The sequence below is a fragment of the Streptomyces arenae genome (genome assembly GCF_022343545.1).
In the GTDB taxonomy this organism is placed as follows: domain Bacteria; phylum Actinomycetota; class Actinomycetes; order Streptomycetales; family Streptomycetaceae; genus Streptomyces; species Streptomyces humi.
On record NZ_JAKQYH010000002.1, the window covers coordinates 24,121 to 47,880 of the forward strand.

The window sequence follows — 23,760 nt, forward strand, 5'->3', positions numbered from 1 at the left end:
GGGACGGTCGAACGACAGCGAGGAGTAACGAATGCGAACGGATGAGATCCGCTGGGGGATCCTGGGCGCGGGCAAGATCGCGCGTGTCTTCGTCGCCGACCTCACCGCTGCCGGACTGACCGTGTCGGCGGTGGCGGCGCGCCAGCTCGGCCGTGCGGCGCGGTTCGCCCGCGAGACGGGAATCCCCGTCTCCTACGGTTCGTACGAGGAACTCGTCCAAGACCCGCGCGTGGACGTCGTGTACATCGCCACTCCGCAGCCCTTCCACGCGGACCAGGCGATCCTCGCGATCGAGGCGGGCAAGGCGGTGCTCGTCGAGAAGTCGTTCACCGACAACGCGCCCTCGGCGCAGCGGGTCGTGGACGCCGCCCGCCGCCACTCGGTGTTCACAATGGAGGCGATGTGGACCCGCTTCCTGCCCACGTTCGACCAGGTCCGCGCCGAACTCGCCCGGGGCTCGATCGGGGAGATCAGAGGCGTCGTCACCCACCACTTCCAGAAGCTGGACGACTCCCCCACGGGCCGTCACTACGATCCGACACTCTGCGGCGGCGTCGTCGCGGACCTCGGGGTCTACGGGGTTTCGCTCGCTTTTCACCTCCTGGGTGCGCCGCACGAGATCATTGCCGAGGGCAGCGTGACACCGTCCGGCGTCGACACGAGTGCATCGGTGGTGATGCGACACGGTGAGGGCCGTACGTCCACCACCCTCACGGCCATGGACACCCCCGGCCCGAACAGTGCGGCCGTGATCGGCACGGACGGGTGGATCGACCTTGACCCTTATTGGTTCGGCCCGACGGGGTTCACGGTGTACGACGCGGGCCGGCCCGGCAGCCCCGTACGGCGATTCGACCCGCCGGTCATCTCCGGGCGAGGGATGCACTTCCAGGCTCTTGAAGTCGAACGCCGTCTGCGTTCAGGCGAGTTGGAGAGTCCCCTCATGCCGCTGGCCGAGAGTGTCGAGGTGATGGGAGCCCTGGACGAGATACGGCGGCAGGCGGTCACGGCCAGCGCGTCCCACCTTGAGCCGGCCGGCCGGCGGTCATGAGGCTTCATCTCGTGCGCCACGCCCGCACCGAGTACAACGCCGCCGGTCGCCTGCAGGGCTGGTGCGACTCCCCCCTGACCGACGACGGCCTGAAACAACTGCGCGCTACAGCTGCCCACTTGGCCGACGTCGAGCTGACCGGCGCGTGGGCGAGTCCCTCAGGGCGGACTATGGCCACCGCGCGGGAGATCCTGCTCCACCACGGCGGCCTGCGCCTGCACGCGGACGACCGCTTGCGGGAGTACTCGTTCGGCCAGTGGGAGGGCCGCCCCGAGACGGAGCTGTACGGGCAGGTCAACCCTCGCTCATTCTTTGCTGATGTGATTTCCGGGAAGCATCCCGGCTTGCCCGGTGGAGAACCGGCCGACGCCTACCTCACCCGCGTGGCCGAAGCGTTCGCCCGGATCGAGCAAGCCCACCCGGACGGTGACGTCCTCGTCGCCAGCCACGGTGTCACGCTGCACGTCTATCTGACACTCATCGGATATTCCGGCGGCACCGCTCTGAGCAATTGCAGCGTGACAACGGTCGAGATCGCCGAAACTCGCGCCGTGGTCGTTGAGGCGGGATTGGTTCCCCCGATTCCGGCCCGGTACGCAGCGATCTGAAAGCTGCTTTCCGATCCCCATGGATTTACCCGACGGCGTCACCAAAGCAGGTGGCGCGTGTGAAACGAGAGACAAAGGAGTCAGGAATGCCGGAGCGACACGCCACCGTCCTGTGTTCCCAGGGCCTGCATGCCCGGCCGGCGGCTGCCTTCGCCCGGGCGGCCGCGGCAACCAACCACTCGATCACCATCCGGAAAGCGAATGGCAACCCGGTGTCCGCGAAGAGCACGCTCATGCTCATGAGCCTCGGTCTCAAGGAAGGCGAAGCCGTCGTCCTCGCCTCCGAGGACGAGACGGCCGGGCCCTCGCTCGACCAGCTCGCCGCCCTGTTGGCCACGGAACTCGACGAGCAGTGATGAGCACCGCGACAACACCTGGTGTGGTGTGCGGAGTCGGAGTCGGCCGCTCCGCCGTGATCGCCCCGCTCGCCCTGGTCCGGCCCGCGCCCGTCGTCCCGCAGGAGACCCACCGGCTGACCGAACCGGCGGACATCGCCGCGGCGATCGCCACCGCGGAGAAGGCGCTGGCCGAGCGGGCCGGCGAACTCGCTGAGCAGGCCGCCGCCGCGCCGGGAGCGCTCGGCGAGGTACTCCTCGCGACAGCCGGCATGGCGGCCGACCCCGAACTCGTCGGCCTGGTGCGCGCCCGCATCGAGAACGGCCAGGGTGCGGCCGCCGCCGTGGACGGGGCCGTGACGGAGGTGATCTCGATGCTCACCGCCGCCGGCGGCCTGTTCGCGGAGCGGTCGACCGACTTGAGGAGCGTGCGCGATCACGTGGTCGCCCGGATCCTCCAACTTCCCGCACCCGGACTGCCCGAGCTTCGGCAGATGTTCGTGGTCTGTGCCGCCGACCTCTCGCCCGCCGACACCGCTGCACTCGACCTGGAGAAGGTGGCCGCCCTTATCACCGAGGCGGGCGGACCCACCGGGCACACGGCGATCATCGCGCGGCAGCTCGGAATCCCGTGCGTTGTCCGGGCCGTGGGGGCGACGAGGATCCCCGAAGGGACCCTCGTCGCCGTCGATGCCGCGAACGGAACCGTCACCGCGAACCCGGACCCGGCTCTCACCGCGGCGATTCGCCGCCGAGCCGAGACCGAACGCGTGCTCGCCGAGGACATCGCACCTGGTGCGACTGCGGACGGCCGCCCGGTGCCGCTGCTCGCCAATGTCGGCACCCCGCAGGAGATGGAGCAGCTGGACGCCGGTGTGGTCGAAGGCGTGGGGCTGTTCCGTACGGAGGTGCTCTTCCTCGATGCGGTGACAGCGCCCTCGCGCGAGCAGCAGGGCCCGCAGTACGCCCGCGCCCTCGCGGCGATGAAGGGCGCCAAGACGGTCGTACGTACCCTCGACGCCGGAGCCGACAAACCGCTGGCATTCGCCGTGCACGAGGACGAGGACAACCCGGCACTGGGAGTGCGCGGTTATCGGCTCGTCCGGACGCAGCCCCAGCTGCTGGAGGAACAGCTCGCAGCCCTGGGCGAGACCGCACTCGCGCTGGCACCGGAGGACCGGGCCAACCTCTGGGTCATGGCGCCCATGATCTCCACCCCCGCCGAAGCCCGCACCTTCGCCCGGCTCGCCCGCGCCCACGGCATCCAGACCGTCGGCGTGATGATCGAGGTCCCGGCCGCCGCGCTCCAGGCGGCGGCGATCCTCGACGAGGTCGACTTCGCCTCCGTCGGCACCAACGACCTCGCCCAGTACACGATGGCCACCGACCGCCTCCGCGGCGAACTGGCGGACCTTCTCGACCCGTGGCAGCCTGCCGTGCTGGGCCTCGTCGCCGCAACCGCCCGCGCCGGCACGGCCGCGGCCAAACCTGTCGGCGTGTGCGGCGAGTCGGCATCGGATCCGCTGATGGCCCTAGCCCTGACCGGCATGGGCGTCACCAGCCTCTCGATGTCCGCTCCGGCGCTGCCCGCGGTACGCCACGCACTGCGCCATCACAGCCTCGCGCAGTGCAAGGCGATCGCCGAGGCGGTGCTGGGTGCGCAAAGCGCGGAGGAAGCCCGCAAGGCCGCCCGTGCTCTCGCCGACGCGCAGATGGTGGCCCGGCTCGGTCTCTGAAATCCGTGAGCGAAGTCCCGTGAGTTGGTGCCGCTCAGCCGAGGCGGGCATTGCCCCGGAGCGGGGGCCTGTAGACGCCCCCGGCCGACCAACTGGCGGCCGGGGACTGACTGCGGATGTGCGATTACGGGAGTGACACACGGTGCGGCATCAGGTGTTGAAACGGGCCGCACTGAGCCACTCGACGCTCTTCGGGTCGTGGTGGTCGAAGATGGGGCTGCGGCCCGTGTCGAGGGTGGCGATGCGCGCCATCTCCTCGTCGGTGAGCTGGAAGTCGAACACGTCGATGTTCTCTGCCATGCGTTCGGGCCGCACCGACTTCGGGATCACGACGATGTCGCGCTGGATGAGCCAGCGGAGGGCGATCTGAGCGACGGACTTGTCGTGGGCGCGGGCGATGTCGACGAGCACGGGATTGTCGAAGAAGCCTTCGCCGCCTTGGGCGAGCGGGCCCCAGGACTCGTGCTGGATGCCGTACTCGACCATCAGCTTCTGCTCATCGGTGCGCTGGAAGAACGCGTGCGTCTCGATCTGGTTCACCGCAGGAACGATCTTGTTGTGGGTGATGAGATCGATGAGCCGATCAGGGTAGAAATTGCTGACCCCGATAGCCCGCGTGCGTCCCTCCCGGTTGAGCTCCTCCATGGCCCGCCAGGCGCCGTAGTAGTCACCGAAGGGCTGGTGGATGAGGTACAGGTCGAGGTAGTCCAGACCGAGGCGGTCGAGCGAGCGTTCAAAGGCGGGCTTGGCGGTCTCCTGGCCGTGGTCCTGGACCCACAGCTTCGTGGTGATGAACAGCTCGTCGCGGGGGATGCCGCTCTTGGCGATGGCGCGGCCGACGCCTTCCTCGTTCTCGTAGCCGGCGGCAGTGTCGATCAGGCGGTAGCCGGCGGCCAGTGCGTCGGTGACCGCCTGCTCGGCCTGCTCGGGCGCGACCTTGTAGACGCCGAAGCCGAGGAGCGGCATCTGGACACCGTTGTTGAGGGTGACCTGGGGGATCTGTGCGGTCATGGGCTGGGCTTTCTCTTTCTGGTCGGTTGGTGGTGAGCGCGGATACGGTCAGCGGCGCTTGATGCCGGGCTGGGCGAAGGGGGCGAGCGTGGGTCCGGTGACGGGGACGTCGCCGAGGGCCTCGTCGACGGCCGCCAGCAGGTCATCGGAGAGCTGGACGCCGGAGACGGCGGCGTTGGCGTGGACCTGCTCGGGGCGGGAGGCGCCGGTGATGGCGGAGGCGACCTCCGTGCGGCGCAGAACCCAGGCCAGGGCCAGGGTGGACATGCTCATCCCCGCTTCCTCGGCGATCGGCACAAGGCGCTGGACCGCTTCGAGAGTCGCGTCGCTGTAGACGAGGTCCTTCGAGACCGCCATGTCCGCGGAGGCGAACCGGCTCCCCTCGGGGACGGGCTGTCCGGGCTGGTACTTGCCGGTGAGGACGCCCTGGGCGAGCGGGGACCAGACAATCTGGGAGATGCCGTTGGCGGCGCACAAGCCGAAGACCTCGGCCTCGGGGGCCTGCCAGAGCATGGAGTACTGCGGCTGGGAGGAGACGAACAGGTCGGGGCCGGCGATGTCGATCGCTGCCTGGATCTGCTCGGGGGTCCACTCGCTGAAGCCGAGGTAGCGGGCCTTGCCCTGCTCGACGACCTTCTGGAACGCCTCGATGGTGTCCTCGATCGGCACGGTGGGGTCGAAGCGGTGTGCCTGGTACAGGTCGACGTGGTCGGTCTTCAGGCGGGTGAGGGAGGCGTCGATCTGCTTGGCGATCTGCGCCGGGGACAAGCCCTGGTCGGCCGGGTCGTCCGACATCCGTCCCCACACCTTGGTGGCCAGGATGTAGGAGTCGCGGGGGTAGGCCGAGAGGATTTCGCCCCAGGCCGCCTCGGCGGCTCCCTGGCCGTAGACGTTGGCAGTGTCGAAGAAGTTGATGCCCACGTCGAAGGCCGCTTCGGTGCAGGCGCGGGTCTTTTCTGCCTCGATGCCGCCGGAGTAAGTCAGCCAGGAGCCCAGCGAGATCTCCGAGACCTCCAGGTCCGAGCTGCCGAGTGTGCGGTAACGCATGATCGCTCCTTTCGTCGAAGGTGGATTCCCGGTACCCGGTCAGCGGCAGTTGCCGCCGGTCCCAGGGCGGGGGCGAATGTCGGTGCTTCCGCCGGATTGATGACCGGGCTGGGGAGCACGATCTCGTCGACTGCAGTCCACGAAACCAGCGACTACGCCCCGCAGACAGACACGCCTGTGAGGGGTAACGGCAGGGACCCCCTCCAGAGGCGGTGAGAGGGCCCGCGAAGGTGACCCAGGCGGCTGGCCTCCGGCATTCAGGTGGTTCAAGGAACACCAGGTGGTCGCTGCGGCGGTGAGTCCGCAGAACGGTCCTACCTGGCGTCAGTGCTGGGTGTCGGACTGCGCGGCAGCCTCGGCCTGGTTCTGGGTGGCTGCCCAGCTGGCCAGGAGCTTGAGCGCGTCCGCGGTCGGGGTACCGGGATCCGCGCTGTAGACGGTGACGGACAGACCCGTGTCGCCCGGCAGGTCAAGACTCTCGTGGACCAGCTCCAGGTCGCCCACCACCGGGTGTCGGAACCGCTTGGTTCCCTCGGTGTAGACGTGTACGTCGTGTGCCCCCCACAGGGTGCGGAAGGCGTCGCTGCGCGTGGACAGCTCGCCGATCAGGTCGTGCAGCTCGCGATCGTAGGGGTTCTTGGCGGCTGCGACCCGCAGTACCCCGACTCCGTCGCGGGCCACGCGCTCCCAGTCGCGGTAGAACACGTGCGCCCGTGGGTCCAGGAAGACGAATTGGCAGGGATTGGCCGGCTCGTGCTCGAATGCCTGGCAGTGCAGGGCGCGTGCGAGCGGGTTCGCCGCCAGGATGTCCATGCGGTTGTTGCGCACGTAGGCCGGCTGGTCATGCAGGCCCTCGATGAGGCGCAGCACGCTGGGCCGTACGGTGGCCTTCTTGGGGCGGCGCTGGACTCGGGCTTGCCCTGTGTTGGCCGCGCGGGCCAGATCGGACAGGTGTTCCCGTTCTGTGTCGTCGAGCCGCAGGGTCTGGGCGAGCGCGTCCAGGACACTGTCCGAGACTCCGGCGAGGTTCCCGCGTTCCAGACGCGTGTAGTACTCCACGCTCACCCCGGCGAGCATCGCGACCTCGCCGCGGCGCAGCCCGGGCACCCGTCGCTGCCCGTACACCGGCAGACCTGCCTGCTCGGGCATGATCTTGTTCCGGCGCGACTTCAAAAATGCGCTGACTTCAGCCCAGTTGTCCATGATTTCCAGCGTAGAGAGACGAGACGGACGGTGGGGGTCCCTGTCAGTACTTCCCACCCCAGGGCCCCCACCGGGCTTCGAGCGAGCGCCCACGCGACGCGAGAGCGCCCGGACCCGCCCGAGAGGGCGTTCATGCAGGTCAAGACGTATGTACGACTCCCGCCACTGCCCTGCATTGAGGGCCTTCATCCCATAGACGACCAATGGCGCTCCCCGGGGCGGATGCTCGGCCATCCATCTCGTTCGCTTCTATACCGGCAAGTCCGCCTGGTTTTTGAAGTTGCCGCGGAATCGCCCAATGAACAGCGGAACTGAACCCTCCGCCTCGCCCGTGATCACGCTATGTCGTGAGCGAGCGCAAGCCGTACCCCAGCGACCTGTCCGACGCCAGATGGGCCCTGATCGAGCCGACGTTGACGGCCCGGAGAAAGGCCCGACTCGACCGCAGGCCAACCGGAGAGCCGGCCAAGGTCCGGCTTCAAGTGCGCCGTCGTCGAGCACGGCGCCACCCTCGGTATCGATGTCGAAGTCGTCAACCGGAATCCGGAGATCCGCGCCTTTCAGATCGCGAAAAGGCGCTGGGTGCTAGAGCGGAGCATCGGTTGGATCATGATGCACCGCCGTCTCGCCCCCGACTACGAGACCTTCACTGCCAGCTCCGAGGCCACGATCCACATCGCCTCGATCGACAACCTCGCCAGGCGCATAACGAACGAGACGACACCCACCTGGCGAGGAACACACTAGGACGCAAACGGCAATCTACCCACTTCGAACGCCCTCTCAGAAGGTGAGGACCACTCGCCCGCGCAGGCCCCCGGCTTCCAGCAGTCGGTGCGCCTCGGTGGCTTGCTCGGCCGGCAGGGTTCGCCCGACTCGCGGCATGAGCCGACCTTCCTCCGCCAGCTGCAGAAGTCGGACGAGTTTGGCGTGCTCGCGTGCATAGCGCGGTACGAAGGTGTGGTGGATGACGATGCCGCGTTCACCAGCCCCTGCGGCGCTGCGGACCGAGGACACTGCCCGGCCACCGTTGCGCACCGCGCGGATCGCCTGCTCGGCAATACCCGCCGTGTCGATGAGGCCGTCGACACCGTCGGGCGCCTCCTTGCGCACCAGTTCCTGAAACTCGGCTCCACGGGGCAGGACGACGTCGGCCCCCAAGTCCTTGACCAGTTGTTCGTCCTTTGGCGCCGCGTCGGCGATGACTCGGTACCCGTCGGCTTTGGCTACCTGGACCGCGTAGCCGCCGACCGCGCCGGCCGCGCCGGTGACTGCCAAGGTGGCGCCCGCGGGCAGGTCCAGCAGGTCCAGCGCCATACGGGCCGTCAGGCTGTTCATCGGCAGTGTGGCGGCCTCGATGTCACTCATGCCAGCGGGGACCCGGACCACCGACTCAGCGGGGACGACGATGTGCTCCGCGTAGGCGCCGTGTGTCCCGGAGACGACTACGACAGCCATGACGTGGTCGCCGACGCTGAGATCAGTGTCGGTTCCTTCGCCGATCTGCTCGACCACGCCGGCCGCGTCCATCCCGGGGACGTAAGGGGGCTCGATGTCGGAGACATGGGCGATGCCTCGGCGGACCAGGGCGTCGACCGGGTTGACCGCGGCCGCGTGGACCCGGATGCGGATCTCTCCGGGCCCGGCCTCGGGAGCCGGCAGGTCCAGGACACGCAGCACTTCGGGTCCGCCGAACTCGGTCAGTCCTACAACTTTCATGAAAGGGATCACTCCTGTAGATCTCTGGCATAGGTCCCATACGCTTCAGCCGGGACAACTCCCACACAACCGATTCCGGCTGCGCGGTGGGAGTCCTCGCTGTTAGGGGTACTGGCAGGGACCCCCACCTGCGGCAAGCTCTGCCTACCTGACCGTATGGACAACCGAGACGAAGTCAGTGCATTCCTCCGCTCCCGGAGGGACAAGATCCCCCCGGAGCAGGCAGGTCTGCCGGTGCATGGTCACCCGCGAGTTTCGGGGCTGCGCCGGGGCAAGGTCGCGAGGCTCACCGGGGTGAGCGTCGAGCGACTACTACACCCGCGCCTAGAGCGGGGCAACTTCCGCGGCTTCTCTGACAGCGTGCTGGACGCCCTCAGTCACGCCCTGCGGCTGGACGACACCGAGCACATGCACCTGTACGACCTCGCCCTCGTCGCCTGGTCCGCGCCCCAGGCCCGTGCGAGGCAGCGGAAAACGCAGGCCGATGGTGCGGCCGGGCGTGGCGCGGATCATCGAGGGCATGCCGCAGCTCCCGGCGTTTGTGAAGAACGAGCGATTGGACACGCTGGCCGCCAACCTGCTGGACCGGGCCCTGTTCGCGCCGATGTACGTCGGCCCGGCCTGCGGAGCGATTACCGCCCGATTCGCTTTCCTCAGCCGCGAAGCCCGGCACATATACACCGACTGGGAACGCGTCACCCGTGAGGCGGTGGCCGTGTTGCGTATAGCGGCCGGCAAAAACCCCTACGACAAGGAACTGTCGAACCTTATCCGTGAGCTGTCCACCCGCAGCGACGCCTTCCGCACGATGTAGGGATCCCACAACGCCCACGTCTACGACGGCACCAAACGCCTCCGCCACCCCACCGTCGGCGAACTGACACCTCGACCACGAAAGCATGCTGCTGCAGACGGGAACGGGCTGAGCGTGGTCGTCTACAGTGCATCGCCCCAAAGCGCCGCCGTGGACGCCCTGAAGCTGTTCGCCAGCTGGTCCGCGACCACGGGTCAGGAGCAGGAAGCAGGCACCGGACCCTGGGCGTGACCGCCTGCGCGGTAGTCCCGCGGGGAGCCCGGGCTGGTGGCCTCCCGGGCGGATGAGGGTCCCTGCCAGTACTCCTCACAGCAAAGACTCCCACGTCATAAACGCTTCCCGTTGCATGGTCCCTGTCCCGCTCTACGGGACCGGTCGGCGCTGCGAAGATCACGCAGCACTCGCCGGGCCGACCTCACGGATCACAAGGGAGGTACTCATGAAGATCGCTGTTCTAGGCACGGGCATGGTCGGCCGGGCCATCGCGGGCAAGCTGAGCACGCTGGGCCACAACGTGGTGATCGGCACGCGCGACGTTGAACAGACGCTGGCGCGCACTGAGCCCGACTGGCTTGATAATGCGCCCTTCGCCCAGTGGCAGCCGACCCATCCGGCGGTGCAACTCGCGGCGTTCGCCAACGCGGGAGCCTACGGAGAGATCATCGTCAACGCCACCCAGGGCGCCCTTTCCTTGACCGCGCTTGAAGCGACGGGCGCCGCCAACCTGTCTGGCAAGGTGCTCCTCGACGTCGCCATGCCGCTCGACTTGTCGCAGGGCATGCCGCCGACCCTGACGGTGGCGAACACCGACAGCCTGGCCGAGCGGATCCAGCGCACCTACCCCAGCACCCGCGTCGTCAAGTCGCTCAACACCATGCTCGCTGACATCATGGTTGACCCGGCCAGGATTCCCGGCAGCCACAACGTATTCGTCGCGGGTGAGGACGCCGCCGCCAAGGAGACCGTCACGATCCTGCTTCGCGAGTTCGGCTGGCCCGAGGAGGCGATCCTGGATCTCGGTGGCATCCGTGCCGCACGGGGAGTCGAAATGTACGGGGCCATGACCTTCGCACTGTCGGCTGCGCTTGGCACGTTCGACTTCAACATCGCGGTCGTCCGCGCCTAGAGACGATGGCCCGGCCGTCTGTCTTCGCCGGGGCGCTGATGTCGCTGCGCCGTCCTGCCGTCGGCTACCTGCGGGCGGTCGGCGCGGGTCAGATCGTGCCTGTTAACGCCACCACGCTCGGGACACGCTCGTTCGCCAGCAGAGACGTGCGAAGGGATCGACGCTCTCTCCCTCGTCATCCTTTCGCGCCGAACTTCTTTTGGCCCGGTCGGGGCGACCGCACAACTCGCGAACGCGCCGACGGCGACGCCGTGGGGGCCGGTGTGGGCGCGGACTACGGCAAGGCCATTCACCCCGTCTATCGAGGTGGTAGCAACCTCTGTACGGGCCAGGACCTGACTTCGGCTGTCCCGTTGGCCCAGTAACTCCTTGAGGCTGCGCCCCTGCACGGCTTGGGTTCAGTCGTCGACCGTCGGGCTCTCGGCGACGTTCAGCCGTGGCCTAGTTCGTCTATGGCGCGCAGCCGCGTGTCTCCTCGTAGCGGCGGCGCTGAGCGTGTGCGATACGCCCCCGCCGCGGGGGTGATGAGGACGTGGTGACGCTGCGCGTCGTCCAGATCCTTGCGCACAGCGGGTCGGACGAGCCTGCAGCGGGAGCCAACGTGCTGACCTCATCCCGATTGCCCATCCCGTCAGCGCAGGGACACCCCTTCAAGGATGGGGTCCCTGACAGTACCCCTTACGGCAGGATCTCCCATCCCTGAGTCGATACCGATTTCCTGTCCCTGGGGCCCCGGAAAGCCCTTGTCACCCTCAATCGCTTTCAGTGAAGCAACTTCCAGCGGCGATAACCGCTCGCACATACCAAATGAAGGGCACAGTCATGGATCACAAAGTCATCCTGCTCACCGGCGGCGGCTCGGGAATCGGTCAGGTCACAGCGCAGGGACTGGCCCGCGACGGCCACCACGTCACCATCGTGGGCCGTAACAAGGATGCCCTCGTCTCGACGGCAGAAGGTTTCGACTCTCTCGAATACGTCGTTGCCGACATCACGAACAGCGCCGATATCGAGGCAGCGATTACTCACATCACGCAGCACCACGGACGTCTCGACGTGGTGATCAATAATGCCGGCATGGCTCCGGTCCAACCGTTCGAAGACCTAGACATGGCCGAGTTCGACCGGGTCTATGCGGTGAATGTGCGCGGCTTGGTCGATGTCACCCGCCAGGCACTGCCCCTGCTGAAGGAGTCGCGCGGCTCGGTCATTAACCTCTCCTCATCCCTGGTGGACAACCCGCTGGTCACCATGGCCGCCTACTCGTCCGCTAAGGCAGCGGTAAACCAGCTGTCGAAGGTCTGGGCCAAGGATCTGGCCCGCCACGGTGTTCGTGTCAACTACCTGTCGGTTGGCCCGATCGAGAGTCCGATCTACGAGAAGACTGACCAGTCCGCTGAAGAACGTCAGGCTCATATCGATGCCGTGACTGCCAACGTTCCACTCGGCCGGTTCGGTACCGCTGAGGAAGTCACTTCGGTTATCCGCTTCCTGATTTCTGATCAAGCAAGCTACGTTACAGGTGCGGACTACGCCGTCGACGGCGGTTTCAGGCTCTGATGCAGTTTCGTGGTATGCCGTGAGCCTGCCGCGGCATGAGGAGGCCTCCGGAAGCGGTGTGGGTGCGGCTGCAAGCATGCACATGAGACCGGAGGCCTCCTGACATGTCACCGGCCCGACTTTTGATCAGGCGTGCTGGCGTCGGGCTGCGCCGAGGCGTCCGGTGGCCAGGGCCGCCAGGAGTGCGATGACGGCGGCCAGGGCGAGGCTGACGCGCAGCCCGTGCTGGAAGCCGGCCGTGCCGGAGATCAGGGCGCCGAAGACGGCGACGGCCAGGGCGCCGCCGATCTGGCGGCTGGTGTTGAAGACGCCGCTGGCGGTGCCGGTCTGCTCAGCGGGTACGTGCTCCAGCAGCAAGGCGGTGGTCGGGGGCATCACCAGCGGGCCGGCCATACCCACGGGGATCAGCAGCAGCGCGCTCGCCCACACCGGCACCGAGGCCGGTACCAGCGCGAGGGCGATCGACCCTGCCGCGATCAGGACCAGTCCGGCAATCACCGGGACGCGAGGGCCGGTGCGCTCGGCGATCCGCGCGGAGAACGGCGTCAGCAACGCGCTGAGCAGCATCATGGGCAGGAACGCGATGCCGGCACGGAGGGCAGACAGGCCGTGCTGCTGCTGGAAGTACAGGGAGAACAGGAACGGCAGCCCGTAGAAGCCGACCATGAACGCGAACCCGATTCCGGTGGCGACGACCACGGTCGGTGAGCGGAACAGACTCAGCGGCACCATCGGGTGGGCCACCTTGGCCTGCGCCGTCACGAAGGCGACGAACGCGGCGACGGCGATACCCAGCGAAGCCACTACCTGAGGGACGGTGAATCCGGCGTCCCCGGCCTCGATCGCCCCGAAGGTCAGGCCGCCCATCGCGAGAATCGCGGTGATCTGCCCGATCCAGTCGAACGGGGCGGGGCGGGTCGGCGACGGCTGGGTGCGGGACAGCAGGAGCAGGGTGAGGATGCCGACCGGCAGATTGATCCAGAAGATCATCCGCCAGGACACCAGGCTCAGCACGCCGCCGAGCACCGGGCCCGCGGCGGCGGCCACCGCGCCGCCCATCGCCCACACCCCCACCGCGCGCGCCCGACGCGCCGGGTCGGGGAATGCCTGACGCACCAAGGCCATCGACGTCGGCATGGTGACCGCCGCGCCGACACCCTGCACGACACGCGCAGCGATGAGCACGGGCAGCGTCGGGGCCAGCCCGCACACCACCGAGGCGAGGATGAACAGGCTCAGACCGCCAGCGAACGCGCGGCGCGCCCCGATTCGGTCCGAGAGGGACCCGGCGGACAGCAGCAGCGCTGCGAACATCAGCGTGTAGGCGTCGACCACCCACTCCAGGCCGGTGATTCCACCTCCCAGCGCGTCCCGGATCGAGGGCAGGGCGACATTCACGATCGTCGCGTCCAACGTGATCACGAAAAAGCCGAGGACCGCAGCGGCCAGCGTCGCGGTGGCGTGCCGGTGCGTCTCGGGCACGCCCGACTTCGACGACCGGTGCAGCGAATCGGTGAGAGGCATGACGCTACGTGGTCCTTCCGACGGAGAGGAGAGGCGCCGGACCAGATGGGCCGGTCACGCATCCACAGAACCACGCACCGCTTCTGACCTGGGAGTCCTTGCTGGGAGGGGTACTGCCAGGGACCCCCGCAAACGGCACCGGCCTACGCTGGAGCCGTGCCAGCCGACACCGTCCGCGAGGACATCCGCACCTTCCTCACCAGCCGCCGGGCCCGCATCACCCCCAAGGAGGCCGGCCTGCCTGACTTTGGCGGGCGGCGGCAGGTGGCTGGGCTGCGACGGTCAGAGGTCGCCCAGCTCGCCGCCATCAGCGTCGAGTACTACACCCGCATCGAACGCGGCAACGTCGGCGGCGTCTCCGAGGACATCCTCAACGCCCTCGCCCGCGCCCTGCGCCTGGACGACGTCGAACGCGCCCACCTCGCCGCACTCGTCCGCGCCGCCAACAACCCCCACCGCATCCCCGACCGCGACGGCGGCACCAACCACGTACGGCCCAGCCTCCAACAGATCCTCGACGCCATGACCGGGGCCGCCGCCTTCGTCCGCAACGCCCACCTCGACATCCTCGCCACCAACGCTCTCGCCCGCGCCCTGTACACCGAGGCCCTCGACAGCGCCGAGCAGCCGCCCAACCTGGCCCGCTTCGTCTTCCGCGATCCCCGGGCCCGACGGTTCTACCGCGACTGGGAGCGCATCGCCCATGACGCCGTCGGCAGTCTGCGCACCGAAGCAGCCCGCACCCCCGCCGACACCGACCTCATCGACGAACTCACCACCCACAGCGAAGAATTCGCCCAGCGGTGGGACGACCACGACGTCGAGTACTACCGCAGCGGTAGGCAGCGCTTCCACCACCCCGACGTCGGCGACCTCGACCTCGACTACGACGCCCTCGAAATCCCCGCGGACCCCGGCCTCACCATCGTCACCTACACCCTCGCCGTCACCGGGCCCCACGCCACCGCGTTCCAGCGGCTTTCCCGTCCACGCTCCTAGACCTGCGCGGACTTCGGATTCCCGCTCAGCGACAACCAGGTGGCCCCCATCGTCGTACTCGAACTGGCACGGCCCCTGTTCTTTGTCCACCACGGCCCCGAGAGAGTCGCCTGGCTCAGCAAGCGCCGCCTGGACGGCTGAGCCAGAGCAGCCCAGCTCACCGCAGCCGCCGAACCCGTACGCCAAACGCCCCCATGCCACTTCGGCGCACAGGCTCCTGCCATTGGCCATCCGAGAATCTGCGAACCCGCGCGCGAGCCTGGAAGTGCGGCCAGCCCCTCATAGGGCCCATCGGGTCGATCATGGGTCGCGGGCCCGCGCGTCGATCTACCGTCGGTGGTTCACCTGCCATGAACGAATACCGCGCGATCCGAATACGTGCCTGTTACCAGCTGTCCGCGACGACCTGAGCGTGGAGGACGTGACCGCTTTCGACGCCTGATCGGCACGTGTTCAGCAGCCGGTGCCGCGCGCTGGCTTGGTACCGACTTCGACCGCCGGTACGGCGCACCAACGTGCCCACGCGGGGATACGCCCTCGGGCCGCCGAACGCCCCGGGCCGCCTCTGTCTCAAGCCGCCCGGGGCTCCGCTTTGTCTACTGGCCGATCCTCCTGCCGTACGCCGACGCCGGTGACGGGCTGGGCGGGCAAGCGGTAGCCCGCCGCCCTGCCTTACGCCGCCGAGAGGCATCGCGGACGAAGCGAACCGTGCGCCGGCCCGCAGCGAGGGCGAGAGCGGCAGCGAGGCTACCGAGAGCCTCGGGCACCGCATCCAGGAGCACGTTCATGCCTCCTCACCCCTCGGCCCACGCCCGGCGATGCGCTGGTCTACGCGATGCGTGCCCATCCGCCGTAGCTTGCGCCGCACCCGCTCGCCGAACGCGGCCACATCGACGCCGGCGAACTGCTCGGGGGCTGTCGTGGCGGCCTGCCAGGCGGCTTCCGTCCACGTCGGCATGGTCCTGGGGTTCGCGTATGCCACGGCAACCGCCCGCTCCAACGGATCCAGCTGGCCGAGCACAGCGTTGATCTGGGGATGGTCCGGCAGAACGCCGAACAGCATCTCGTGCGGGTCGGGAGCGCCCTGCAGAACGTCGTGAATGGTCATGCCGTCCCCGATGACGTAGTCGAGGCTGAGCAGACGTTCGCCGGACACCTTGCGGCGCCCGATGGGCAGCAGCTGGCGGTGGATGGCGCGGGCATCGGAGCGCAGCCTGTCGAGGGCGTGTGGCATATATTCGCTGCTGATGTCCTGGAGGTTGACCCAAGGTCCCTGCACTGCTGTTGCTACGGCCTCATGCCATCGAGGGCCATGCCCGCGTCGCCCCGGCCACATTTGCGGGTCGTCGGCGAGGGATGCGACTTCGGCCTGTGCATGCGCTACCTGAGCCTGGTCACGCGCAAGCGCTTCCTCTGTACTCAGGTGCACGACCTTTCCATCCACGACATCGAACTGATCCTCCGGGAGCGGACTGCGGAAGAAAAACCCCATCTTGGCAGCGATCGCCTTGAGATGGGGTGTTGTTGGCCCCTCCGCTTGGCTGCTGATGTCGTCGGGTGTTTGCGGGACGGCGGAAGACTGCGTCATCGGTTCCTCCGGGGCGATGAAACTTCACTCTCACCTCTCGGCCTTGGCAGACCCCCAGGACCGGCAATCCCGATGTGTGACCCTCCTCACGGCCTTGAACGGCGGCGCCTTTTCCCTCTCCGGCTCACTTGCCGATCCTCCTGCCGTACGCCGACGCGGGCCCGGTCGGGACCGGTCCGCGCCCGTACTGGCCCGGCTGCGGGGACGTCGGGAGCGGGGCGCGGACGATGACGCCCTGGTTGACCTCGTCACCACCACCCAGCCCATGACCGACCTCGTGCTGGACAGCGGCACCCCGTAGGCGGTCCTGAGCGTCCGGCGACCTGCCGCCAGCAGGAACCGCACTCAACTCGGGGCAACTTCACGATCAATCGTCCAGCGCCTTCGTCAGGATCTGGCGGCTGGCGCGCCTGAGTTCGCCCACCACGTGCACGTCGAAGAGCGAGTCGTCATCCGGCTTGAACAAGCTCATGGGCCAGAAGCCGAAGGTGCGTTCCGATCCGAACAGGGTGCCCCGGTGCCCGGTGAAGGAGCGCAGGTCGTAGGCGACGCCCGCGAGCTGCTTGACCTCTTTCTGGGTCATGACGGTTTTCAGCGCCTTCCGGAACCTCGCCGCCGCGACACCCTTCCCGTGGGTGCATTCGGCGTGGCAACGGCACGGCGCGTCCGGGACAAGGCGCATGCCGTACCCCTCGATGGCGGCCACGAAAGCCAGATGAGCGAGGGAGGGATGTCCGTGAGCGTCCAGTCGCAGCGCCTCGTAGTGGGCTCCGACAGCCGTATCGAGTTCCGGATCCGCGTCGAGGATCTGCCAGGCCCGCACTGCCCACTCCGGCAGTTCGAAGGTCATAGCGTTGGCCGGCACCCGTCCGTCCCAATCGGGTTCACCGGGGAGGGTTTTGCCGGGCGGTCCGACCACAACGGGGACGTGGAGCCGTTCGGAGTTCTCGGTCCGGTGCGCGGGGTAGGTCCGCGGTATCCACAGCCGGCCAGTGACCAGCGAGAGCAGCGCGCACGCCCGACGCAAGTCCCAGTGGGCGGCAGACACCACGGGATCCCAGGCATAGCAGCTGACCGCGCCCGAGGCGATCAGTGGAAAGGTGTGCCGAACCCCTGGACCTTGATCGAGTCGTTCCCGGGTCGGCACGAACTCACGCATCAGCACCTCGCCGGGAGCCAGAGCAACCGGCCCAAGGGCACGAAGGCCCGCGCGGGCGCCTACGCGGTCGAAGCCAAGTGGGCCGGGGTAGGTGCTGATGATGGCTTCCCACACGAACACTCGGTCACGTCGGCCGAGTGCGTCGACGGCGGCTTGTACCGCACGCCGCCACGGCTCCACCTCCTCCACGGACACCGTCCCGTTGTCACCGGCCACCGTGCAGGCGACGCCGCCCTCGTGAGAGCGGATGACCAACCTGGTGCTGACCTCTCCCGAGAGCGGCGGCCCGAGCTCGACCGGGCTGCTTCCGTTGGATCCCTCGGCGGTCATGAACCTCGGGTCGCCGAACTCTGCGCTGACGTGATGGGCGAACTCATCGCCCTGGTCCCGGAAGCGCACCGGGAAGACACCGATGTCCTGCTCCCACATCCGTCATCACCTCGCGCGGCTGGTCCGGGCCCCGGAGCCTAGCCCGACCGGATGATGCAGGCGCGCGGCGCCGGACGCGGTCCTCGACCATCTGCTGAGCGATCGGCTCTGCGCGGAGCAACTTGCCTTGCTTGGCGTTGATCGGGTCGATGCCGGGCATCAGCTTGCCCTTGGGGAGCGTGCCCTCGTCCTGCAGCGCCTGCCACGCCGTGCCGATCGCCAGCAGGCACAAGGGTGATGCGGTCGCTCATGTGATCACGGTCCCTAGGGGTGTGGCGGGCTGTGTGGGGGCCGTACTCCCGGGGGCGTGCAGAGGGGCCCCCAGGTGTACGACAGTGCGGGCTTCTTGCTGCTCCGCGTGGTGCCGCTCGACCTCGCGGCGGGCGATGTCCGTGAGGAGCACGATCACCGTCGTGAAGTAGCGGACGTCCTTTTTGACGCCGCACCGGCGAGTTGAGCAACGTGCTCGGACGAGCGGCGGGATCACCGTTCACGGCCTCCCGCCCCTACATGATCCGCCGCACGGCCCCCAGCGTCGGATCACGGGCCGCGCTTCGCAGGTCCTGTCAGGCGACGTCGATGCCGAGCTCGGTGTCCGGCCGGCAGAAGGCGCACCCCACGATGTTCGGGTCAGTGAGCGCGGCCCGGGCATCGTGCGGAGTGATCGCGTGACGCATGCCCTCGATCATCGTGCAGTCGTCCAGGTGGATTAGGGCAGGCTCGGGCCCGCGCGGGCTGCGCGTCCGCTGGACGACGAAGCCGACCGGCCGCTCCGCCTGGGCCATGCCCGGCAGTCCGGTCCCGCCCTTCACGGGCCGGGCCGGGCGCCGCCGCGCCGGCGGCCGCTCGGCCTGATCGAGCGCGGCCTGGACGGCAGCGTGCTGGAGTCGCAGGTAGGTGCCGATCGTCTCGTGGTCGGCCAGCTGCTGGTCGAGGTGCGCGAGGATCACGCGCAGGCGCGCGGGGTCCGGCGGTAGCTCGCTCATTCGTTCGATTTTGCCACTCTGGACCGCACCGGTCCACGGACAGCGGCCCCCGCAGGCTTTACCTGCCTCGCACCTTGGGGACACGCCTCCGCGAGATACTGATGGGTATGAGTTCCATCGACGGGGGCAGTGAGCAGCCGGCACCCCAGCCTCGGATATCCCAGCGTGAGAAGGACGGCGCGTGGGTGATCTCGGCACACGGCGACTTCGACATAGCCTCGTCGCCCGTACTGGCCGAAGCGCTGAGGCAGGCTGCCCTGAGGTATTCCCTGGTGGTCGTGGACGCGGCCGGAATGACCTTCGCGGACTCCACCATCCTGAACGTGCTGCTGAAGTTCAACATGACCACGACCGAACTGCGTGTGGCCGGACCGGCACGGCCGTTTCTGAGGGTGCTGGAGCTGACCGGAGCGGACACGATTCTCGACATCCGCCCCAGCGTCGACGACGCCGTCAAGTCCTGACCAGCCCTACACGGCCGGGTCTTCCCTGGTGTGCCGCACAGCGCGCTTCACCGCCTGCTCCAGCTGGTACCGCGACATAGTCACGTCCTCGCGCTTGGCGTACTCGGTCACCGCGGCGTGGAATGCTGCGCTCGCCTCTCGCCACTTCACGCGCTGCGCTTCGTACGCGCCAGGGTCGAGACCGGCGAGCTTCGCCCGCTCAGCTTCGGCGGAACGTTCCAGCTTGATCAACTCGTCCGGGAGGCCCGGTCTGTCGGGGGTATCTGCCACGAGCACGGATCTTAAGCGACCCCCAGGCCTGGCAGTGATGAGCCGTACCGCCCGTTCAGGTGTGGCGCGGAGGCCACCCACCGACACGTGGCCACCGGGTACTGCGTCGACTCCACCAGCCGCAGCGCGCTTTCGCGCGGCTACGTCCAGCGCTGCGCCATCGGCCGCTCAGGTCAACGCCCGGCACAACACGACCTTGTCAACCATCCAATACGCCGGACGCTCCATCGCGGGTCACCTCTGCTGCGCACATCCGCTTTGATGCCGCATCGGCGAGTTGAGCAATGTGCCCGCATGAGCGGGCGGGATCACCGTTCACGGCCTCCCGCTCCTACATGATCCGCCGGACACCTAGCGGTCAGGCAGATGACGGGACACGTGGTCGAGGGCTGTCAGAGCTGTGATGCGGTGGTAGTCGTGCTCGACCGCGTCGCGGCTGTCATGGCTGAGGACGATCTCGTAACTGGGCCTCGTCGAGCGGGTCGTGAAGGGGTCCGGGCTGGGACGTGTGTCGAGGCACTTGACCGTCGGCAGGGCTTGCAGGCGGCCAACGGGCACGGTGCTCAGTCCGGGTGGGCGCGGGACTTGCAGGCGGATGCGCGTGATGCGCGGACCGGGACTCCCGCTGTCAGGTCGTGTGTATTCCAGAGCGGCGTCGAGCGGGTCCATTCCGGTGATCTTCCAGACCGTTTCGTCGGCGTGGGAGCGGTGGGTGTTGACGCGGGCGGAGAGCAGGAGGGGGCCTTGGTCGGGTGCGAAGACGAGGTGGCTGGTGATGGTGCCGTCTTCGACGCCGAGGGCGTCGAGGGCGCGGCAGACCTCGATGGACAGCCGGCGGGCCAGGAGATTGCGGCGGTGTAGGAGGTCGTGTCGCTGCGGTCGGCCGGGCGCGGCCGGGGGCTGGTGGGTCCAGATACTGGTGATGGTGTGCTGGGGGCCGCCGGGGCCGGGGTGGGTGATGGAGTCGACCATGTACTCGTGGCCCTGCACCAGTTCCTGGAGAACGAGGGCTGTCGTGCCGGTGTGGCGGAGGGCAGCGTGCTGGATCCGAGGCCAGGCCCGGGTGATCTGATCGCTGCTGTGGCAGTGGGCCACTTCGGCGCCCGTGCCGAAGGCAGCGGGCATGAGCCGGTAGGCGCGGGCCGGGACGCAGTCGGCCCAGGAGATGGCTTCGGGCAGGCGGCTTGTGCGCAGAGTATGGGGGGTGGTGATCCCGGCTCGGGCGAGTGCCTTGGCCTGGACGCCGGGGTCGGTACGCAGGCTGGCGGAGCCGGGGACGCCGGTGCCGGGAAGGTGCAGGTGCCAGGCGATCCGTTCGGCGAGTTCGACGCCGGCCGGGCTTGCCGCCAGAACCGTCCCCACTCCGACCGCCCTGAGCTTCTTGAGCGTGCGGCGCAGGTCGCCGTCGTACGTGATGACGTGGGCGTAGCCGTCGTCGGCCGCAGCGCCGCGGTGGGAGGGCGGCGTTGCGGCGGTGACCGGGTCTACCGCAACGGGGGTCAGGTCGCGGTCGTGGAGGGCGTGGGCATGCCTGGACCCGGCCAGGGGGGCGATGACGGCGACTCCGGGTGTCAGCGCCGCTCCCAGGCCCCTGCCCGGAAGGCCGGAGCTGGAGGTCACGTGGTGCAGGTTGTGGTGTGGGTGGGTCGGGAGATGTGCACCGAGAGGTGGTCGGTGACCAGGGCGCGGCGGCGGGCGCATGCTTGGGCGGTGGGGCCGGTGACGATCCAGTGGGCGATGCGGTCGTCGATGCTGGCGTGGGGTGGTGCGGAGACGTGGGTGCCGGTAGCGCGGGTCCACACGAACCGTTCCAGCCAGACCTGTTCGCGCAGGGTTCCGCGCAGGGCGAGGTGTTCGATGCGGCCGGTGTGTTGGGGGTAGAGGAAGTCGATCGCGGCGGCGTCGGAGCGGGTGGGGGTCAGATCGGGTGTGCCGCCTGCGGCGAGGGTGGCGAGGGCTTTGGGGAGGTTGATGCCGGTGGCTTCCTCGACGAGGAGGGGGATGAGGTCGCCGGCGGGGCGTCCGTTGACCTCGATGATGCGGGGTCCGTCCGGGCTGAGCCGGAGCTCAATGTGCAGGACGGTCCGGGTGGCGCCCAGGGCGCGTACGGCGGCGGTGACGACGAAGGCGAGGACGGGGTCGGTGAGCAGGGGGTCGGCCGCGTCGACGCTGTGTGCTACTTCCTGGAACTGTGGTTCGGGGCCCAGGGACTTGCGGGTGACGGCGGCGATGTGGACGTGTTCGGGGTTGTCGAGAACGACGGCCTCGACGCTGAGTTCGGGTCCGGGGATGTACTCCTCGACCAGGGCGCCGGGCACGGCCCAGTCTTCGAGGCCGAGGATGCTGTCCGTCAGGGCCCGGTCGACGGCGGCGCGGACGTCGTCGTCGCTGTCGGCGCGCAGGACGCCGGCGCTTCCTGCGTGGCCGCGGGGCTTCACGACGACGGGGTAGCCCAGCCGGTCGGCGATCTTCACCGCTTGGTCCGGATCTTCGGCCAGGTAGGACAGCGCCGAGGGGACGCCATGCTCGGCCAGCAGGCGCCTCGTGGTGGCTTTGTCCCGGCAAGCACCCGCGGCCGCGGGGGTCAGTCCGGGCAGGCCGAGCTGGTGCGCGGTGCCGGCCGCCAGTTGCACGAAGTGTTCCATGTAGGTGGTGATGCCGACCGCGCGGTGGCGGGCCGCGAGGGTGGTGAGCTGTGCGGTGGCGGACTCGGTGTCGTGCAGGTTGATCCTGGCGTGTGCGTGTGTGTAGGGGATGGCCCAGTTCGGCGGGTTCTCGTCGACGAGCACCACGGGCCTGGCGCGCGTGATCTGTCGCAGCAGGTACTCCCGCATCTCTGGGGCTCCGGCGCCCAGCAGGAGGAGGGGCAGGTGGGTCTTGGAGTTGGCGGGGGCTTGGTCTTCCGGTCGCGTCATGTCGGTCTGTCCTTTCAGCGAGCGGTGTACGGGTGGAGGTGGGTGGGGAACGCGGGCGGCGCCGGTGTGCCGGGGGCCGTGCCGACCGCCACGGACGTTGACGTCACGTTGCTGTCCCAGATCGGCGCGTACTGCGCCTTGTAGCCGAGTTGTTCTGGGGTGGGGCGGGTGGGGCCGAGGTTGAGGCGGGTGTAGCCGTCGGCGGCGAGATCGCCAGCGAGCCACCTCAGCAGGGCGTGTCCGGGACCCATGTGCCGGTAGGCGGGGTGCATCGCGGGCAGCAGCGAGTAGCAGTGCCGTGCGCGGTAGAGGCACAGCTGGGAGGCGATCACGGTGTTGTCGAGGGTTGCCTCGGCGATGAAGGCGCTGTCGGCACAGTGGCGCAGAACACCGCTCCAGGCGTCGAGTGTTGACTGCGGCGCCAGGTCGTCGGCGGGGTGCTGGGCGGCGTGCAGGGCCACGAGTGTCGGGAGTGCGGCGAGCAGGGCGTCCGCGGTGCCGGTCCTGCGGTAGGCGACGGTGGTGTGTGCCAGTTTCTGTTCACGCCGGGTGTGCTGGCGGCGGATGGTCTTCGGCAAGGCGTCCACGTCGAGCGGAAGCGGCACGACGGCGGTGGGCGACGTGGTGTGCTGCCAGCCCGGCTGGTCTTGTATCGCCTGCGCCAGCGGGGACCGGGCGGGCATCTGGGGCAGCGTGACGAGGGAGGTTCGGGCCAGGCCGGTCAGTCGGCGTACCAGGGCGTGCGCGACGCGCTGGTCTGCGGATCCGGGACCGACCACGGTCAGGTACTCGCAGGACGCAGACAGCGGCTGGACAACCTCGGCGCCATCGGAGCGTCGCTCACGTGCGAGAGCCAGCGCGCCCCGCACCCCGGTGGAGTCCATCGCGATGAGGAGCAGCGGGGTGGCCGTACGGGACAGTTGGGATGCCCAGCCCGCGAGCCACCCGGGCGCGCTGTAGGGGGTGGCCGACGGATCCTGCTCGTACAGCGCGGGCCACTGCCGTTCCAACCAGGCCACGGCGGCCCGGCCGTCCACCGTGCACACGGTGACGAGGTCACGGTGTACGCGGCCGACCCGATCACCTGGATTGGGGTTGTGCAGGCGTTGCGTGCCGGAGCTAGTGACCGGCTCCCGCAGCGTGGTGCGATGCATGCTCTGTCTCCGGTATCCGTGGAACGGCAAGAAGGGGGATCGTCGTCAGGCGGCTCGGTGCA

Annotated in this window: 20 protein-coding genes and 2 pseudogenes; 10 read left to right on the plus strand and 12 right to left on the minus strand. The window is 68.6% G+C overall.

All coding sequences use genetic code 11. From position 1 onward, the window contains the following. Positions 1-31: 31 nt before the first annotated feature. The 4 genes from MB828_RS00255 to MB828_RS00270 all read left to right on the plus strand — a co-directional run bounded on the left by MB828_RS00255 (position 32) and on the right by MB828_RS00270 (position 3,730). Positions 32-1,051: a Gfo/Idh/MocA family protein gene (locus MB828_RS00255; protein WP_301646379.1), complete on the plus strand. Its 1,020-nt coding sequence runs from the start codon at positions 32-34 to the stop codon at positions 1,049-1,051. 11 nt (positions 1,052-1,062) lie between these two features. After that, positions 1,063-1,659, plus strand: a complete 597-nt coding sequence (locus tag MB828_RS00260) for a histidine phosphatase family protein (RefSeq protein WP_301646380.1) — start codon at positions 1,063-1,065, stop codon at positions 1,657-1,659. A gap of 86 nt (positions 1,660-1,745) precedes the next feature. Continuing rightward, the gene (locus tag MB828_RS00265; RefSeq protein ID WP_301646381.1) at positions 1,746-2,015 is read left to right on the plus strand and encodes an HPr family phosphocarrier protein; all 270 of its coding nucleotides are present in this window, start codon (positions 1,746-1,748) and stop codon (positions 2,013-2,015) included. Beyond that, on the plus strand, positions 2,015-3,730 hold the full coding sequence (locus tag MB828_RS00270; RefSeq protein ID WP_301646382.1) for a putative PEP-binding protein: 1,716 nt from the start codon (positions 2,015-2,017) through the stop codon (positions 3,728-3,730). The genes MB828_RS00265 and MB828_RS00270 overlap by 1 nt, the downstream gene beginning before the upstream one ends. A 150-nt stretch (positions 3,731-3,880) precedes the next feature. On the opposite strand, the gene MB828_RS00275 is transcribed toward MB828_RS00270, so the two are convergent. The 3 genes from MB828_RS00275 to MB828_RS00285 form a co-directional block, all read right to left on the minus strand. Beyond that, positions 3,881-4,729 (minus strand): aldo/keto reductase, encoded by an 849-nt coding sequence (locus MB828_RS00275; RefSeq protein WP_301646678.1) that lies wholly within the window; start codon positions 4,727-4,729, stop codon positions 3,881-3,883. Between the two features lie 60 nt (positions 4,730-4,789). Then, the gene (locus MB828_RS00280) at positions 4,790-5,788 is read right to left on the minus strand and encodes an aldo/keto reductase family protein (protein WP_301646383.1); all 999 of its coding nucleotides are present in this window, start codon (positions 5,786-5,788) and stop codon (positions 4,790-4,792) included. 324 nt (positions 5,789-6,112) lie between these two features. Beyond that, positions 6,113-6,991, minus strand: coding sequence for a helix-turn-helix transcriptional regulator (locus MB828_RS00285; protein WP_301646384.1), 879 nt, complete (start codon positions 6,989-6,991; stop codon positions 6,113-6,115). A 471-nt stretch (positions 6,992-7,462) separates the two neighbouring features. Here MB828_RS00285 and MB828_RS00290 point away from each other — a divergent pair. Further along, positions 7,463-7,738 (plus strand): annotated as a pseudogene (locus MB828_RS00290) (transposase); the annotation flags it as partial. Between the two features lie 36 nt (positions 7,739-7,774). Here the strand turns inward: MB828_RS00290 and MB828_RS00295 are convergent. Beyond that, on the minus strand, positions 7,775-8,710 hold the full coding sequence (locus MB828_RS00295; RefSeq protein WP_301646385.1) for a quinone oxidoreductase family protein: 936 nt from the start codon (positions 8,708-8,710) through the stop codon (positions 7,775-7,777). 520 nt (positions 8,711-9,230) lie between these two features. Between MB828_RS00295 and MB828_RS46620 the strand changes: the two are divergent. From MB828_RS46620 to MB828_RS00315, 3 genes and pseudogenes are all read left to right on the plus strand, one after another. Then, positions 9,231-9,755, plus strand: a pseudogene (locus MB828_RS46620) (hypothetical protein). 208 nt (positions 9,756-9,963) lie between these two features. Next, complete coding sequence (locus MB828_RS00310) at positions 9,964-10,650, plus strand: NADPH-dependent F420 reductase (protein ID WP_301646387.1); 687 nt, start codon at positions 9,964-9,966, stop codon at positions 10,648-10,650. 822 nt (positions 10,651-11,472) lie between these two features. Then, positions 11,473-12,210, plus strand: coding sequence for an SDR family NAD(P)-dependent oxidoreductase (locus tag MB828_RS00315; RefSeq protein WP_301646388.1), 738 nt, complete (start codon positions 11,473-11,475; stop codon positions 12,208-12,210). A 126-nt stretch (positions 12,211-12,336) separates the two neighbouring features. Here MB828_RS00315 and MB828_RS00320 read toward each other — a convergent pair whose 3' ends face one another. Beyond that, positions 12,337-13,734 (minus strand): MFS transporter, encoded by a 1,398-nt coding sequence (locus MB828_RS00320; protein WP_301646389.1) that lies wholly within the window; start codon positions 13,732-13,734, stop codon positions 12,337-12,339. Positions 13,735-13,890: 156 nt separating this feature from the next. Here MB828_RS00320 and MB828_RS00325 point away from each other — a divergent pair, with 156 nt between their 5' ends. Further along, the gene (locus MB828_RS00325) at positions 13,891-14,733 is read left to right on the plus strand and encodes a helix-turn-helix transcriptional regulator (protein WP_301646390.1); all 843 of its coding nucleotides are present in this window, start codon (positions 13,891-13,893) and stop codon (positions 14,731-14,733) included. Between the two features lie 784 nt (positions 14,734-15,517). Here MB828_RS00325 and MB828_RS00330 read toward each other — a convergent pair. The 3 genes from MB828_RS00330 to MB828_RS00340 form a co-directional block, all read right to left on the minus strand. Next, a complete protein-coding gene (locus MB828_RS00330) occupies positions 15,518-16,321 on the minus strand; it encodes a hypothetical protein (RefSeq protein ID WP_301646391.1) in 804 nt (267 codons plus the stop codon). A gap of 367 nt (positions 16,322-16,688) precedes the next feature. Beyond that, complete coding sequence (locus MB828_RS00335) at positions 16,689-17,909, minus strand: hypothetical protein (protein WP_301646392.1); 1,221 nt, start codon at positions 17,907-17,909, stop codon at positions 16,689-16,691. 566 nt (positions 17,910-18,475) lie between these two features. Further along, on the minus strand, positions 18,476-18,895 hold the full coding sequence (locus tag MB828_RS00340; RefSeq protein WP_301646393.1) for a DUF6233 domain-containing protein: 420 nt from the start codon (positions 18,893-18,895) through the stop codon (positions 18,476-18,478). Between the two features lie 107 nt (positions 18,896-19,002). Between MB828_RS00340 and MB828_RS00345 the strand changes: the two genes are divergently transcribed. Then, on the plus strand, positions 19,003-19,359 hold the full coding sequence (locus tag MB828_RS00345) for an STAS domain-containing protein (RefSeq protein ID WP_301646394.1): 357 nt from the start codon (positions 19,003-19,005) through the stop codon (positions 19,357-19,359). A 6-nt stretch (positions 19,360-19,365) separates the two neighbouring features. Here MB828_RS00345 and MB828_RS00350 read toward each other — a convergent pair whose 3' ends face one another. From MB828_RS00350 to MB828_RS00365, 4 genes are all read right to left on the minus strand, one after another. Continuing rightward, positions 19,366-19,629 (minus strand): hypothetical protein, encoded by a 264-nt coding sequence (locus MB828_RS00350; RefSeq protein ID WP_301646395.1) that lies wholly within the window; start codon positions 19,627-19,629, stop codon positions 19,366-19,368. Positions 19,630-19,980: 351 nt separating this feature from the next. Further along, positions 19,981-21,249 (minus strand): hypothetical protein, encoded by a 1,269-nt coding sequence (locus tag MB828_RS00355; RefSeq protein ID WP_301646396.1) that lies wholly within the window; start codon positions 21,247-21,249, stop codon positions 19,981-19,983. Continuing rightward, positions 21,246-22,544: an ATP-grasp domain-containing protein gene (locus MB828_RS00360; RefSeq protein WP_301646397.1), complete on the minus strand. Its 1,299-nt coding sequence runs from the start codon at positions 22,542-22,544 to the stop codon at positions 21,246-21,248. Before MB828_RS00360 ends, MB828_RS00355 begins: the two co-directional genes overlap by 4 nt. A 14-nt stretch (positions 22,545-22,558) precedes the next feature. Further along, positions 22,559-23,698 (minus strand): GNAT family N-acetyltransferase, encoded by a 1,140-nt coding sequence (locus tag MB828_RS00365; RefSeq protein ID WP_301646398.1) that lies wholly within the window; start codon positions 23,696-23,698, stop codon positions 22,559-22,561. Positions 23,699-23,760: the final 62 nt, after the last annotated feature.